Source organism: Pseudomonas izuensis, assembly GCF_002356535.2.
GTDB classification, from domain to species: domain Bacteria; phylum Pseudomonadota; class Gammaproteobacteria; order Pseudomonadales; family Pseudomonadaceae; genus Aquipseudomonas; species Aquipseudomonas izuensis.
The window spans coordinates 3071502-3085761 of sequence record NZ_AP017423.2; the positions used below are offsets into that span (position 1 = coordinate 3071502).

The window sequence follows — 14260 nt, forward strand, 5'->3', positions numbered from 1 at the left end:
CACGGTCCTTGTGGGAGCGAGCCTGCTCGCGAAGAGGGAGTATCAAACAACAAGTATGTTGACTGATACACCGCTATCGCGAGCAGGCTCGCTCCTACAGGTTCTGCGCTAAACAGCAACTTCAAGCCGAGCCACAGTTATTGCAACTGTGTTCTCAAGCCTCCGAAGAAGCAGGCCAGCTCTGCAATGGAATCGGCAACTTGCGCGATTCACCACGACCCATCGGGAAGTACTTGAAGCCGCTGCGAGCCAGGCGCTCGGCGTCGTAGAGGTTACGGCCGTCGAAGATCACCGGTGCATTGAGCCGCTGTTTGATCAGGTCAAAATCCGGGGCCTTGAATTGCTGCCATTCGGTGCAGATGATCAGCGCGTCGGCACCGGTCAATACCGATTCCGGTGTACCCATGAGCATCAGCTTGTCTTGATCGGGGTACAGTTTCTGGGTTTCCTGCATGGCTTCAGGGTCGTATGCCCGCACGTTGGCGCCGGCGGCCCACAGGGCTTCAAGCAGCACCCGGCTCGGCGCGTCGCGCATGTCGTCGGTATTGGGTTTGAATGCCAGCCCCCACACGGCGAAGGTCTTGCCCTGCAAATCGCCCTTGAAGAACGCCTTGATGCGTTCGAACAGCTTGTGTTTCTGCCGTTCGTTGATGGCTTCCACCGCTTGCAGCAGGTCGTTGGAGCAATGAGCCTCTTCGGCGCTGTGGATCAGGGCGCGCATGTCCTTGGGGAAGCACGAGCCGCCATAGCCGCAGCCGGGGTAGATGAAGTGGTAGCCGATGCGCGAATCGGCGCCGATGCCCAGGCGTACCGATTCGATGTCGGCACCCAGGTGCTCGGCCAGTTCGGCGATCTGGTTGATAAAGCTGATCTTGGTTGCCAGCATGCAGTTGGCGGCGTACTTGGTCAGCTCGGCGCTGCGCAGGTCCATGAACATGACGCGGTCATGGTTGCGGTTGAACGGGGCGTACAGGTCACGCATCACGTCACGCACTTCATCGCGTTCGCAGCCGATGATGATGCGGTCCGGGCGCCGGCAATCGGAAACGGCCGAGCCTTCCTTGAGAAACTCGGGGTTGGAAACGATATCGAACTGCAGTGCGCGCCCGGCCTCGAGCAGGCATTTGTCGATATGCGCGCGCAAGGTATCGCCGGTGCCCACCGGCACCGTGGATTTTTCCACCAGGATCAGCGGTTGTTCGCGATGCCGCGCCACGGCGTCACCCACCGACAACACATAACGCAGATCTGCCGAGCCATCGTCCCGGGACGGCGTGCCGACCGCGATGAACAATACCTGGCCATGTTGCACGGCGAGCTTTTCGTCCGAAGTGAACTGCAACCGTTTGGAATCCAGGCCTTCGCGTACCAGGCTGGCAAGCCCCGGTTCGAAAATGCTGACGTGGCCTTGTTTCAGCAGCTCGACTTTCTTTTCGTCGATGTCCATGCACACCACGTCATGGCCGACTTCAGCCAGTACGGCGGCTTGAACCAGGCCAACGTAACCGCTACCAAATACACTTATTTTCATGATGCACTCCTGAGTTCGGGCGCGCGAGCAGGTCGAGAATTAATGACGATGACGCCGAGGATGACCAAGGCCACTCCAAGGCTTTTGGAAAGGTTGAAATCTTCGTGGAATAGCGGCAGGCCGGCGGCCGCCAGGTACACCAGCGCATAGCTGATGCTCAGCAATGAGTAGGCCCGGCCCAGGGGAAGATCGCGCAGGGCGGCGAGCCAGCAGAGCATCGACAGGGCATAGGCACCGATGGCAGCCAGCACCACGGCGATGGCGCCTGGGTCGATATGAGCGTCCAGCCAATGTTCGGGGGAGGGCAGGCGACTCATGCTCCAGCGCATGCCCAGTTGCGCGGCGCTGACCAGCAGCACACTGCCCAGGGCGAAGGTGATTCCGCGACGCCGGCTCATGCGTGTTGCCCCAGTAAAGCCACGCCACCGATCACCAGCGCGACACCGAGCCAGTGGCGGCCATCGATGTGTTCGCGGAAAACGAAGCGGGCGACCAGGGTAATCAGCACGAAGTTGAGGCTCAGCATCGGGTAGGCAACGCCGACTTCGAGGCGTTGCAACACCAAAAGCCATACGAGCAGGCCAAGTCCCAGCGCCGCCAGTGCCAGCCACAGCCAGGGCGAACGCAGTTTCTCGCCCCAGCCGGATGCTTTCCCGCGCCAGCTTTCCACGGCGTATTTCTGGGCGATCTGGCCCAGGCAGGTCAGCAGGCAGGCACACAGCAGCAGTAGCAGGCTCATGGCGCCGCCTGTGGAATGATCAGAATCACCATGTTGCCTTGTTCATAGCGCTTGCCTTCCTTGGGCAGTTGATCGAGTTCGTGCAGCTCGTCGTCCCCCTTGACCCGCATGACCACACCCACCGACCCTTGCTGGCGGGCGCCTTGCATCCACTGCTGTACCTGGTCGGAATCGACGCGATGCTTTAGCGAATCAGGGTACTCAAGACCATACTTCAGCTCGCCGATCGTGTTGTAGAACGCCACTTCCGGGCGTTTCAGCCGCCAGGCCAGTGCGGAGGCCGCGCCCAGGTCGTTGCTCAGCAATTGATGGGTCTGGGCAAGTTCATCAACGTGTTCAAGGATGAATTGATCGGGTGTCTTGTTGGCGACCACTGAGTTGGGCAGCCCCGCCGGTACGAGTCCGATCAGCAGCAGGCTACCGAAGGCCGGCGCCGCCCAGCATTGCAGCGGTCGGAACGCTTGCAGCAAATTGGCGATGATCCAGCCGATCAGGCCGATGAACACCAGCACCAGGTTGTGCAGTTCATGGTCGTACAGGGGCTTTTTCAGTTGCAGGTAGACCAGCGCCAGCAGGACAGTCACGCCCAGCACCAGGTTCAGGAGGCCATTGATACCCAGGGCACGGCCTTGTTGCCGGCTCAAGCGATCGTCCAGCGCATGACCCATCAGCAAGGCCAGCGGCAACAGGCACGGCAGGATGTAGCTGGGCAACTTGCCTTTGCTGATGCTGAAAAACAGCAGGGGCATCAGCAGCCACAACAGCAGGAAGGCGATATTGGCCTCGCGCCGGGTCTGCCAGGCCTGCTTCAGCGCCGGTGGCAGCAATGCTACCCACGGCAGACTGAACGCCACCAGCAACGGCAGGTAGTACCACCAGGGTGCGTCATGCTGGGCATCGTCTCCGGCGAAGCGGCGAATGTGTTCGTGCCAGAAGAAGAACCGCCAGTAATCGGGCTCTTGCCCATGCACCGCCAGGACCCACGGCAGGCTGACGGCGATGGCCACGACAATCGCCAGCGGGCCGTAGACCAGCAGTTCACGCCAGCGTTTTTGCCAGATCACCCAGGGCAGGGCGATCAGTACGGGCAGCAGCCAGGCGAGAAAGCCCTTGGTCATGAACCCCATGCCGCACGCCAGCCCCAGCACCGCCCAGCCGATCAGGCGCTGGCGACGGTCGGCGCTGTCCAGTGCAAACCACAGGGCCACCAGACTCAGGTTGACCCAAAAGGTGAATTGCGGGTCGAGGTTGGCGTAACCGGCCGCGCCGGCAATCACGCTGAGGCTCATGTACAGCAGCGCGCAGGCGAAACTCTTGCGCGGCTGATTCCATAATCTGCCGGCGATCAGGTAGCACAACAGCACACTCAGGCCGGTGCTCAGCGCCGAAGCAAAGCGCACACCGAACAGGTTCTGGCCGAACAGGGCCTGACCAAGGGCAATCATCCAGTAACCGGCGGCCGGTTTCTCGAAATAGCGCACGCTCATGAAGTGTGGCGATACCCAGTTGCCACTCAGGAGCATTTCCTGGCTGATCTGGGCGTAGCGGGTTTCGTCGGGAATCCACAAGCCATGGGTGCCCAGCGGCAGCAGGTACGCCAACGCCATGACAGCCAGCAGCAAAGGCAGCATCCAGCGTCTGGTCATGCGCCTTGCACTCCCAGCCAGCCTTCGCGGCCTTCCAGTGCGCCACGCACCACTCGGCCACTCGGCAGGTTGCCGGGGGGGGCGGGCAGCAGGTCGCCCAAGGGTTGAAAACGGATGTCACGCTGGCGGGCATCGGCCAGCAGTTGACGAAAATCGTTGGCCATCAGAATCCCTTCTACTTCGGCATGGATCGTGTAGACGTTGAGTTTTTCGGGGGTGAATCGGTCGAGGATGTAGGCGTTGAAATCCTTGGCGGCGACGTTCGGACCGACCACTTCGTCGAACGTCGGCAAGTCTACCGGAATCTGCGGCACGCCTGGGCGACCGTCCGCCAGAATCGGCCGGAACAGGCTTGTGCCCCGGCAATCGCTGTTGTAACGGAAGCCGAATGCCTGTTTGGCCTCGATCACACGCTCGTCAGCGCGCCAGCCGGCAGCCGCCGAGCACCAGACATGTTCGCCAAGGATGTCCTGCAGCGTATCGACGCCCTGGCGAATCTGCTCGGACAACTGCTCGTCGCTCCAGCGCCCGGCGTTGGCCTGCCAACCGTGGTGATCCCAGGCGTGCAGGCCGACTTCATGCCCGGCGGCCCGGGCCTGACGCATCAGGTGCCCGAGGTCGCGGCCAATGGGTTTGCCGGGCCAGGCAGTGCCGGCCAGCAGAATGTCCCAGCCATAAAGGCCGGCGGCATTGGAACGGAGCATTTTCCAGAGGAATTGCGGGCGGATCAGGCGCCACAAGTGCCGGCCCATGTTGTCGGGGCCGACACTGAAGAAAAACGTTGCCTTGATCTGCGCTTCGTCCAGCATGTCCAGCAACCGCGGCACCCCCTCACGGGTGCCTCGGTAAGTGTCGACATCGATTCGAAGACCTGCCTGCATCAACGCTTGTCCGCGATTTCGAGCATGGCCTCGCGCAGGAAGAAGTCCAGGGTGTTGCCGATGGTTTCACTCATCTCAACGGTTGGCGTCCAGTCCAGCAGGCGTTTAGCGTTGGCGATGCTCGGTTTGCGGTGGGACACGTCCTGATAACCGCCGCCGTAGAACGCCTTGCTTTCGATGTCGCGGAAGCCGGCGAACGGAGGGAAGTTGGCGCGCAGCGGGTGAGCTTCGAACTGACGCAGCAGCTCTTCGCCCAACTGACGGATGCTGGCCTCGTTCTCCGGGTTGCCGATGTTGATGATCTGGCCGTTGCAGACATCGTTGTCGTTGTCGATGATCCGTGCCAGTGCTTCCACACCGTCGGCGATGTCGGTGAAGCAGCGTTTTTGCTCGCCACCGTCGAACAGGCGAATCGGCGTGCCTTCCACCAGGTTCAGGATCAACTGGGTGATCGCGCGGGAGCTGCCGATACGGGCGGAGTCCAGGCGGTCCAGGCGTGGGCCCATCCAGTTGAACGGACGGAACAGGGTAAAGTTCAGGCCCTTCTGGCCATAAGCCCAGATCACGCGGTCCAGCAGTTGCTTGGAGACCGAGTAGATCCAGCGCTGTTTGTTGATCGGACCGACCACCAGGTTGGAGTTGTCTTCGTCGAAGTTGGGGTCCTGGCACATGCCATAGACTTCCGACGTCGACGGGAAGATCACGCGCTTGTTGTACTTGACGCAGTAGCGAACCAGTTTCAGGTTCTCTTCGAAGTCCAGTTCGAACACACGCAGCGGGTTACGGGTGTATTCGATTGGCGTTGCGATGGCCACCAGCGGCAGGACCACGTCGCACTTCTTGATGTGGTACTCGATCCACTCGGAGTGGATGCTGATGTCACCTTCGACGAAGTGGAAGTTCGGGTGGCTGCGCAGGCGCTCGATGGCGTCCGAACCGATGTCCAGGCCGTAGACTTCGTAACGGTCGTCGCGCAGCAGGCGCTCGGACAGGTGGTTGCCGATGAAACCGTTGACACCGAGGATCAGCACGCGGGTGCGACGTGGGGCGCGACCGGACTCGGCACCGCGCAGCACGGAACCGTCCACCAGGCCCAGCTCGTTGGCCAGTTGCGGACCGCTCAGGTACAGGCCGTTGTCGTTGCGCTGGCCGGCGTTGATCACCAGCGAGTCTTCACCGCACGCGATGCGCAGCGGGTCGACGCTGATGACGCGGCCCGGTGCCAGGCCTTCGTTGCCCTTGGCGACTTCGGCGCTCCAGACGATCAGCTTGTGCTCGCCCACCGCGCAGAAGGCGCCCGGGTACGGTTGGGTCACGGCGCGGACCAGGTTGAACAGTTCTTCGGCCGGTTTGGCCCAGACCAGTTTGCCGTCAGCCGGGGTGCGACGGCCGAACACCGTGGCTTTGGATTCGTCTTGCGGTGTTTCACTGGCTTTGCCCTGCAGCAGCGCCGGCAAGGTGTCACGCAGCAGATCAGAGGCGGCCGAACGCAGTTTGCCGTGCAGGCTCAGCGCGGTATCGCTGCGCTCGATTGCAACCTTTTGCTGGGCCACGATGGCGCCCGCATCGGCACGCTTGACCATGCGGTGCAGGGTCACGCCGGTTTCCGTTTCGCCGTTGACCAGCACCCAGTTGGCCGGTGCACGACCACGGTAGCGTGGCAGCAGGGAACCGTGCAGGTTGAACGCGCCTTTACGGGCCGTGGCCAGCAGCGATTCGCTCAGCAGATTGCGGTAGTAGAAGGAGAAAATGTAGTCGGGATCGAGCTTGGCGATACGCTCGATCCACAACGGATGGTTGGCGTCTTCCGGTGCATGCACGGCAATGCCGTGGCGGGCGCACAGCTGTGCCACGGAGCCATAGAATGCGTTCTCCTTCGGATCGTCGGCGTGGGTGAACACCGCAGCGATCTCGAAACCGGAGGAGAGCAGGGATTCGATGCCGGCACAGCCAATATCGTGATAGGCGAAGACAACAGCTTTTGCACTCATGAAGGAACCTGATCTGAAGAAGTGGAAGTAAGGCCGTCGACGGTAACAACGGAAGCGGGGGATTCGGGCTGGCTACGCAGCACCTTTTCAATGAAGAAGCGCGGACGTGCGCGCACGTCGCTGTACATGCGGCCCAGGTATTCACCCAACAGGCCCATGCCGATGAATTGACCACCGGTGAAGACGAACAGTACGGCGAACAGTACGAAGGTACCGCCCCCGGCCCAGCCGGCGCCGAACACCAGGCGCAACAGGATCAGCGCCACGGCGAACAGCATGCCCAGGGCCGCCATGCCGACGCCGACGATGCTCAGCAATCGCAGCGGCGTGGTGGTCATGCAGGTGACCAGGTCGAACATCAGGTTGATCAGGCGCATCGGGCTGTACTTGGAGTCGCCGTGTTCACGCTCGGCGTGGGTCACGAGGATTTCCGTGGTATGGCGGGCGAAGCTGTTGGCCAGGATCGGAATGAAGGTGCTGCGTTCACGGCAGGCGAGCATCGCGTCGACAATGGTGCGTCGGTAGGCGCGCAGCATGCAGCCGTAGTCGCTCATGGCCACGCCGGTGGAACGTTGCACGGCGAGGTTGATCAGCTTCGATGGCCAGCGGCGCAAGGCCGAGTCCTGGCGATTGTTGCGCACCGTCGCCACGACGTCATAGCCGAGCTCGGCCTGTGCCACCAGCCGCGGGATTTCTTCGGGCGGGTTTTGCAGGTCGGCATCGAGGGTGATGACGACATCGCCCTTGCACTGTTCGAAACCGGCCATGATCGCGGCGTGCTGGCCGTAATTGCGGTTGAGGATGACCGCCACCACCGGGCTGCCTTCGCGGGAGGCGGCGTCTTCGAGGATCTGCGCGGAGTCATCACGGCTGCCGTCGTCGACCAGTACGATTTCGTAAGCCTGCTTTAGCTGCTCGCAAGCCGCTTCGGTGCGCCGAAGCAGTTCAGGCAGGCTTTCCTGTTCGTTGTAGACCGGAATGACGATCGAAACGAAGTTTATCGGGTAAGGTCTCACAGGCTTTTGTCCAGGCAGTTTTCGATGGCGCCGACAACACGTTCGACGTCATCGTTGGTCATGTCGGGGAACAACGGGATCGAACATAGCCGTGCCGAGTTCCATTCGGTGTTGGGTAGGTGAATATCGGGGAAGCGTTGGCGGTAGTAAGTGTGCAGGTGCGTGGCAATGAAATGGATGCCGGTGCCGATATTCTGCTCCTGCAGGGCTTTCATGAAGGCTTCACGGTCCAGTCCGCAGCGTTCGGCATCGATCCGCAGGATGAACAGGTGCCAGGCGTGTGTTTGCGCGTAGGCGGGAATGGCCAGCGGTTGCACCGGCAGGCCTTCCAGGCGCTGCAAGTAGGTGCTTGCCAGTTGCGTGCGCTTGGCGTTGATTTCGTCCAGTCGCTCCAGTTGCACCAGGGCGATGGCGGCGTTGATGTCCGCCAGATTGTATTTGAAACCGGGCTCCACCACCTGCGCCTGAGGCTTGCGGCCGTGGGTCAGGCGGTCATAGGCGTCGACACCCAGACCGTGGAACTTGAGCATGCGTACCCGCGAGGCCAGGGCTTCATCATCGCTGACGAACATCGCACCCTCGGCGCAGGTCATGTTCTTGATCGCATGAAACGAAAAGATCGCCGTGCCCTTGGCGCCGACGGGGCGGCCCTTGTAGAAGGTGCCGGCGGCGTGCGCGGCGTCTTCGATCACGGCGATGCCGTGTTTGTCAGCCAACGCATACAGCGGATCGAGATCGAACGCCGCGCCGGCGTAATGCACCGGAATGATCGCTTTGGTGCGCGGAGTAATCGCCGCCTCGATGCTCGCCAGGTCGCTCATCAGTGTGTCACGGTCAACATCGACGAACACCGGGGTAGCACCCAGCAGGCAAATCATGTTTGCCGTGGAGACCCAGGTCTGCGATGGGGTGATGACTTCGTCGCCGGGGCCGATCCCGAGTGCCAATAGTGTGATATGCATCCCGCCGGTGGCCGAAGACAGGGCCACGGCATGACGGCAACCGACATAGTTGGCGAAGTGTTCTTCCAGAGCCTGGTTTTTTGGACCGGTGGTTATCCAGCCTGAACGCAGTACTTGTTCTACCGCTGCTACTTCCTCATCACCGATACTGGGGCGGGAGAAGGGAAGAAAAGCCTGACTCATGAGCACCTCGTGGCTGAAAAGTGAATAGCCGTTGAGGCTAAAAAAAATGGATCCAAGAATAGAATAGACGAAGAAACTGGATTTGCATCAATTAGTTGAATGAAAAGCGTGCGAAGCTGCGTCAGTTGACTTTCCCCGGACTGGACGGCAGGTTGGGGGTTCACAAGGCTGACCTTATCCTACTGAGATTATGCTCGATTTTGTGAAAGGAACATGAAAAAACGGTCTGCGAATCGTTTATCTGCAAGCGATTAAGCGCCTGTTCAGGCTTTCGCCGTTTATCACGACTGATTGCAGAAGTCCTGTGCAAGTATCGCTGTAATGAGCCATGTTTCGCTGCTTAGTTGTTTTGTCGAACCGTTTTCACTTAAGGCTGTTTCGTTTGATTGACTTACCCGCTACTGACTCACGTACTTCCACCACCAATCCGCTGACGGTGTATCTGGCGCGATTGGCGCCGTCAAGCCAGATGACCCTGCGTTATGTGTTACAGGATGCTGCCGACCGCCTGGGTTTCGAAGAGGTGAACATCGAGGAGATTCCCTGGCACGAACTGCAGCCCGAGGATGTGGTTGCGTTGGTGGCCACCTTGCGCACCGACGGTTATGCGCCCAACACCTCGTCGCTCTACGTCAATGCGGTGCGCGGGGTCATGAACGAGGCGTGGCGCATGAGCCTGATCACCCAGGAGCACTTGCTGAAAATGCGCTCGGTCAAGGGCATTGCCGGTACGCGCCTGTCCCAGGGGCGCAATCTTCGGCGCACGCTGATCCAGGAGCTGATGGAAGTCTGCGCCGCCGACCCACGGCCGCAGGGCCTGCGGGATGCGGCGATCATCGGGATTCTGTACGGTTCGGGGATGCGCAAATCGGAATCGGTGAACCTCGATCTCAACCAGGTCGATTTCACCGAGCGCAGCCTGAGGGTCACCGCCAAGGGCAACAAGCAACTGATCAAGTACGCCCCGGCCTGGGCGTTCGCCAAGCTCGATGCCTGGTTGGAGTTGCGCCGTTCACAGCTCAAGGAGGGCGAAACGGACGACCCCTTTCTGTTCAATCGCATACGCCGCGGCAGCCACATCACCCGTGAGCGCATTACCAAGCATGCGATCTATTACATTGCGAGGCAGCGCGGTGCGCAGGTGGGGGTGAAGATCATGCCTCATGATTTTCGCCGTTCGTTCATCACCCGGGTGATCGAGGAGCACGACCTGTCGATCGCGCAAAAACTGGCCCACCACAGCAACATCCAGACCACCGCCAACTACGACGTGCGCGATGACAACGAACGGCGTCGGGCCGTGGATCGCTTCGATCTTTGATCGTATCCAGTCCTGTAGGAGCGATCCTGCTCGCGAAAAACCTGAGGGCACCGAGGTGAGTCAGGTTTCACGTGTAATCGTTGACGTCCATCGCGAGCAGGCTCGCTCCTACAGGTGCCGGGATCAAATCTCGCTCAATACGTGGGCATGACCGATGGTCGAGACGTGCACCGCGCTGCCGGCCGGTGGCGCGTACATGCCGGAGCTGCGCACCAGCAAAGAGCGGCCCGACTGTTCACCGGAGGCCGAAGCCTGCAATTCCACCGTCAGCGTGCAGGTGTTGCCGCTGAAGTCTCGCTCGGTCACCACGGCGCGACAGCCCACGACTTCCGCGGTATGGGGCATGATGCTGGCCAGTTGCAATTGCTCGGGCCGCAGCATGATCTGTGCGGCACTGTTGTTGCGGTGGTTGTTGACCGGTATGCGGCCCAGATCGCAGTGGGCCCAGCCGGCTTCGATACGGGCGGGCATGACCACGGCCTCGCCGAGAAACAGCGCGGTCTGGACGTCGTCGGGGTAGCGGTAAAGGTCCAGCGGATGCCCGGACTGCACCAGTCGGCCGTGGCGCATCACCGCCAGTTGATCGGCGAAAGACAATGCCTCGCTCTGGTCGTGGGTCACCAGGATGGTGGTGACCCCGGCCTCCGCCAGCAAGCGCGCCACCAGTTTGCGCATGCTGGCGCGCAGTCCGGTGTCGAGTGCCGAAAACGGCTCGTCCAGCAGCATCAGCCGGGGTTGCTGGGCCAGGGCTCGCGCCAGGGCGACCCGTTGCTGTTGGCCGCCGGACAACTCATGGGGCCAGCGCTCGGCCATGTTCGAATCCAGGGCAACACTGTCCATCAACTCGGCGACACGGTCCTGCTTTTCGCTGCCCTTGGTCGCCAGGCCGAAGCCAATGTTGGCCGCCACCGTCATGTGCGGGAACAACGCGCCGTCCTGGGGTACATAACCGATCAGGCGCTGATGCGCCGGCACCTCGTGGGTGCCGTCGACCAGGGTCTGGCCGTTGAGCGAAAGGCGGCCGGTATCGGGAAACTCGAAGCCGGCGATCATCCGCAGCAACGTCGTCTTGCCCGAGCCGGAAGGCCCGACAATCACCGTGCGACTACCGGCGGGGACCGACAGGCTGACGTTTTCCAGGGCTTTTTGCCCACCGTAGGATTTGGAGAGTGAATGCAGTTCTAGAGCGTTCATCGGCCAGCCGTTTTTTTGGATTGGTGATAAAGGATTCCGGTCAGCGGAAGCGACAGCACAATCATCAGCAGCGCATAGGGTGCCGCGGCTGCGTAATCGATTTCACTGGTCGAGGCCCAGAACCCGGTGGCCAGTGTACGTGTGCCATTGGGGGCGAGCAGCAGGGTGGCGGTCAGTTCATTGGTGATCGCCAGGAACACCAGCGCGGCGCCCGCGGCGGCCCCCGGCGCGGCCAGGCGCAAGGTGATCAGCCACAGCGCCCGTGCCGGTGAACGGCCAAGGCTGCGAGCCATGTTTTCCAGTTCCACCGGCGCCTGGGCGATACCGGCCCGCAGGCTCACCAGGGCGCGGGGCAGGAACATCAGCAGATACGCCAACAGCACGGTGATCGTGGTCTGGTAGATCGGCCGGGCAAAATGGATGGTCACGGTCACCAGGGCCAGGGCGACGACAATCCCCGGCAGGGAACTGGTGATGTAGTTGCAGCTTTCCAGAACCCGTTGCAGCCGGCCCGGTGAGCGAATCGACAGCCAGGCAATCGGGATGGCAGCGCAGGTGGTCAGGACCGCGCCCGCCACGCCGAACAGCAGGGTCTGCTCCAGTGCAGGCAGCAGTTCGCTCAAGTCCCAGACCTGCAGGCCGCCGGCAATCAGCCACTTGCCCAGGGTAATCAACGGTACGCCCAATGCCAGTGCGCAGGTGACGATCTGCAACGCCAGCGCGAGTACCGTCGCCGGTGCCTTCAGACAGACAACCCGCTGTTCACGGGCACTGCCGGACCCGACCCGGGCATAGCGCGCATGACCGCGGGCGGCGGATTCGATGGTCAGCATCGCCAGGCAACACAACGCCAGCACACCGGCCAGCAGGTTGGCGGCAGGTCCGTTGAAGGTGGATTTGAACTGATCGAAGATCGCCGTGGTGAAGGTGTCGAAGCGGATCATCGCGTACAGGCCGTATTCGGCCAGCAGATGCAGGCCAACCAACAAGGCACCACCGCAAATGGCCAGGCGCAATTGCGGCAACACCACGCGAAAAAACACCGCCCAGGGCTTGAGCCCCAGGGACTCGGAGACGTCTTCGATGGCCGGATCGAGTCGGCGCAATGTCGCGGCAACCGGCAGGTAAAGAAACGGGAAATAGGCGATGACCGAGACCAATACACCGGCAAACAGCCCGTGAATCGGCGGCACCAGGCTCACCCATGCATAGCTGTGCACGAACGCTGGCACCGCCAGCGGCGCGGTCGCCAGCAACGACCACCAGCGGCGGCCCGGTAAATTGGTGCGTTCGGTGAGCCACGCCAGCGTCACCCCCAGGGCAATGCACAAGGGGATGGTGATGATCACCAGCAACACGGTATTGACCAGCAGTTCGCCGACCCGCGGCCGGAACACCAGTGGCGCCAGAGTGGCCCAGCCGGTTTGCAGGTAAACGCCGATGACGAAGGCGATGGGCAGCAGCGCCAGTAACGAAACCAACACCGACAAACCGACCACCCACGCGCCTCCCCGGCTCGCGAAAAGGCCGCGTGAACGTCGACGCAGGTTGGCAGGTGTGCTTTCGGCGACACCCACCGGCAGGGTTTCAGGCATCAATTAGAGCAGTCCAGCCTGAGTCATCAGCTCCACGGCTTTTTTGCTGTCGAGCTTGGACGCATCGACAGTTGGCGCGTCGAGTTGCTGCAAAGGCACCAGTTTAGGGTTGGATTGCGCGTTCTTGCCCACAGCGTATTCAAACGATTTGCCGTCCTTGAGGATGGCCTGGCCGTCTTTGCCGGTGATCCATTTCAGGAACGCCTGGGCTTGTTCCTTGTGCTTGCTGGACGCCAGGACACCGCCACCGGAGATGCTGACAAACGCGCCCGGGTCCTTGTGCTTGAAGTAGTGCAGGGCAGTGTTCTTGCTGTTCTCGCCGGTCTTGGACTGGTCGACGAGGCTGTAATAGTGGTAGATCACGCCGCTGTCGATCTGCCCGGCATTCACCGCCTTGAGCACCGAGCTGTTACCGCGGTAGGCGGTGAAGTTGGTTTTCATTGCCTTGAGCCAGTCGAGGGTCGCAGCCTCGCCTTTCTGTTCGAGCATGGCGGCGGCGATGGCCTGGAAGTCGGCACCGCCTGGCGACGCGGCCCAACGGCCTTTCCACTGCGGTGCGGCCAGGTCCATGATCGACTTGGGCAGTTCGGCTTCCGGCAATTTGCTCGGGTTGTAGACGAACACCGTGGAACGTGCGGCGATCCCCACCCATTTGCCGTGGGCCGGACGGTAAGCGGAATCGACCTGCTCCAGGGTGGTCTTGTCGACTGGTGCGAACAGACCCGCGTTGTCCACCAGCACCATGGCCGGGGAGTTTTCGGTCAGGAACACATCGGCCGGCGAGGCGCTGCCTTCCTGCACGATCTGGTTGCCCATTTCGGTGTCATCGCCATTACGCAAGGTGACCGGAATACCGGTTTCCTGAGTGAAGCCTTCAACCCAGGCCTTGGTCAGGCCTTCGTGCTGTGCGTTGTAAACCACAATGCCGACGCCATCGGCGGCATACACGTGGCCAGCGCTTACCAATGCGGTAGCCAGCAGGGCTTTTTTCAGGAAGGACGGGATACGGGACATCATGCTGTGGCAGCTCCTGTTTTTTGGTATCGAGCAAGCAGATCCGACTGGGAAGGTCGTCGGTTATTGTAGATCAATAGGAATCATTTGCATGTTTAAGGCGGGCGAATGTAGAGGCCAGAATGAGAAAAAAACGTCAAATTAACAGTTAATTCGTGTGATTTCACGCTCCAGCAAGGATGCGTTA

General features: G+C 61.2%; 12 protein-coding genes. 1 reads left to right on the forward strand and 11 read right to left on the reverse strand.

Translation table 11 applies throughout. The features are described from left to right. Positions 1 to 154: 154 nt before the first annotated feature. The 8 genes from LAB08_RS13800 to arnB are packed head-to-tail and all read right to left on the reverse strand — an operon-like array spanning position 155 to position 8949. Entirely contained in the window at positions 155 to 1531 is a 1377-nt protein-coding gene (locus LAB08_RS13800; RefSeq protein WP_096511674.1) for a UDP-glucose dehydrogenase family protein, read from the reverse strand. Beyond that, positions 1528 to 1929 (reverse strand): 4-amino-4-deoxy-L-arabinose-phosphoundecaprenol flippase subunit ArnF, encoded by a 402-nt coding sequence (arnF, locus tag LAB08_RS13805; protein WP_096511673.1) that lies wholly within the window; start codon positions 1927 to 1929, stop codon positions 1528 to 1530. Before arnF ends, LAB08_RS13800 begins: the two co-directional genes overlap by 4 nt. Further along, positions 1926 to 2270, reverse strand: coding sequence for a 4-amino-4-deoxy-L-arabinose-phosphoundecaprenol flippase subunit ArnE (gene arnE / locus LAB08_RS13810; RefSeq protein ID WP_096511672.1), 345 nt, complete (start codon positions 2268 to 2270; stop codon positions 1926 to 1928). Before arnE ends, arnF begins: the two co-directional genes overlap by 4 nt. Next, positions 2267 to 3916, reverse strand: a complete 1650-nt coding sequence (gene arnT, locus LAB08_RS13815) for a lipid IV(A) 4-amino-4-deoxy-L-arabinosyltransferase (RefSeq protein WP_096511671.1) — start codon at positions 3914 to 3916, stop codon at positions 2267 to 2269. The genes arnE and arnT overlap by 4 nt, the downstream gene beginning before the upstream one ends. Continuing rightward, entirely contained in the window at positions 3913 to 4797 is an 885-nt protein-coding gene (arnD, locus tag LAB08_RS13820) for a 4-deoxy-4-formamido-L-arabinose-phosphoundecaprenol deformylase (RefSeq protein WP_096511670.1), read from the reverse strand. Before arnD ends, arnT begins: the two co-directional genes overlap by 4 nt. Continuing rightward, positions 4797 to 6788 carry a bifunctional UDP-4-amino-4-deoxy-L-arabinose formyltransferase/UDP-glucuronic acid oxidase ArnA gene (gene arnA, locus LAB08_RS13825; protein WP_096511669.1) on the reverse strand — a complete coding sequence of 664 codons (1992 nt, stop codon included), beginning with the start codon at positions 6786 to 6788 and terminating at the stop codon, positions 4797 to 4799. The genes arnD and arnA overlap by 1 nt, the downstream gene beginning before the upstream one ends. Further along, positions 6785 to 7804, reverse strand: coding sequence for an undecaprenyl-phosphate 4-deoxy-4-formamido-L-arabinose transferase (gene arnC / locus LAB08_RS13830; RefSeq protein ID WP_096511668.1), 1020 nt, complete (start codon positions 7802 to 7804; stop codon positions 6785 to 6787). Before arnC ends, arnA begins: the two co-directional genes overlap by 4 nt. After that, positions 7801 to 8949: a UDP-4-amino-4-deoxy-L-arabinose aminotransferase gene (gene arnB, locus LAB08_RS13835; RefSeq protein WP_096511667.1), complete on the reverse strand. Its 1149-nt coding sequence runs from the start codon at positions 8947 to 8949 to the stop codon at positions 7801 to 7803. Before arnB ends, arnC begins: the two co-directional genes overlap by 4 nt. A 382-nt stretch (positions 8950 to 9331) precedes the next feature. Between arnB and LAB08_RS13840 the strand changes: the two genes are divergently transcribed. Further along, positions 9332 to 10270, forward strand: coding sequence for a site-specific integrase (locus LAB08_RS13840; protein ID WP_096511666.1), 939 nt, complete (start codon positions 9332 to 9334; stop codon positions 10268 to 10270). Between the two features lie 123 nt (positions 10271 to 10393). Here the strand turns inward: LAB08_RS13840 and LAB08_RS13845 are convergent, their stop codons facing one another. Genes LAB08_RS13845 through LAB08_RS13855 form a run of 3 tightly spaced genes read right to left on the reverse strand, consistent with a single transcriptional unit; the run spans position 10394 to position 14076 of the window. Then, on the reverse strand, positions 10394 to 11464 hold the full coding sequence (locus tag LAB08_RS13845) for an ABC transporter ATP-binding protein (RefSeq protein WP_096511665.1): 1071 nt from the start codon (positions 11462 to 11464) through the stop codon (positions 10394 to 10396). Next, positions 11461 to 13059, reverse strand: coding sequence for an ABC transporter permease (locus LAB08_RS13850; RefSeq protein ID WP_096511664.1), 1599 nt, complete (start codon positions 13057 to 13059; stop codon positions 11461 to 11463). The genes LAB08_RS13845 and LAB08_RS13850 overlap by 4 nt, the downstream gene beginning before the upstream one ends. 3 nt (positions 13060 to 13062) lie before the next feature. After that, on the reverse strand, positions 13063 to 14076 hold the full coding sequence (locus LAB08_RS13855) for an iron ABC transporter substrate-binding protein (protein ID WP_096511663.1): 1014 nt from the start codon (positions 14074 to 14076) through the stop codon (positions 13063 to 13065). Positions 14077 to 14260 lie beyond the last annotated feature (184 nt).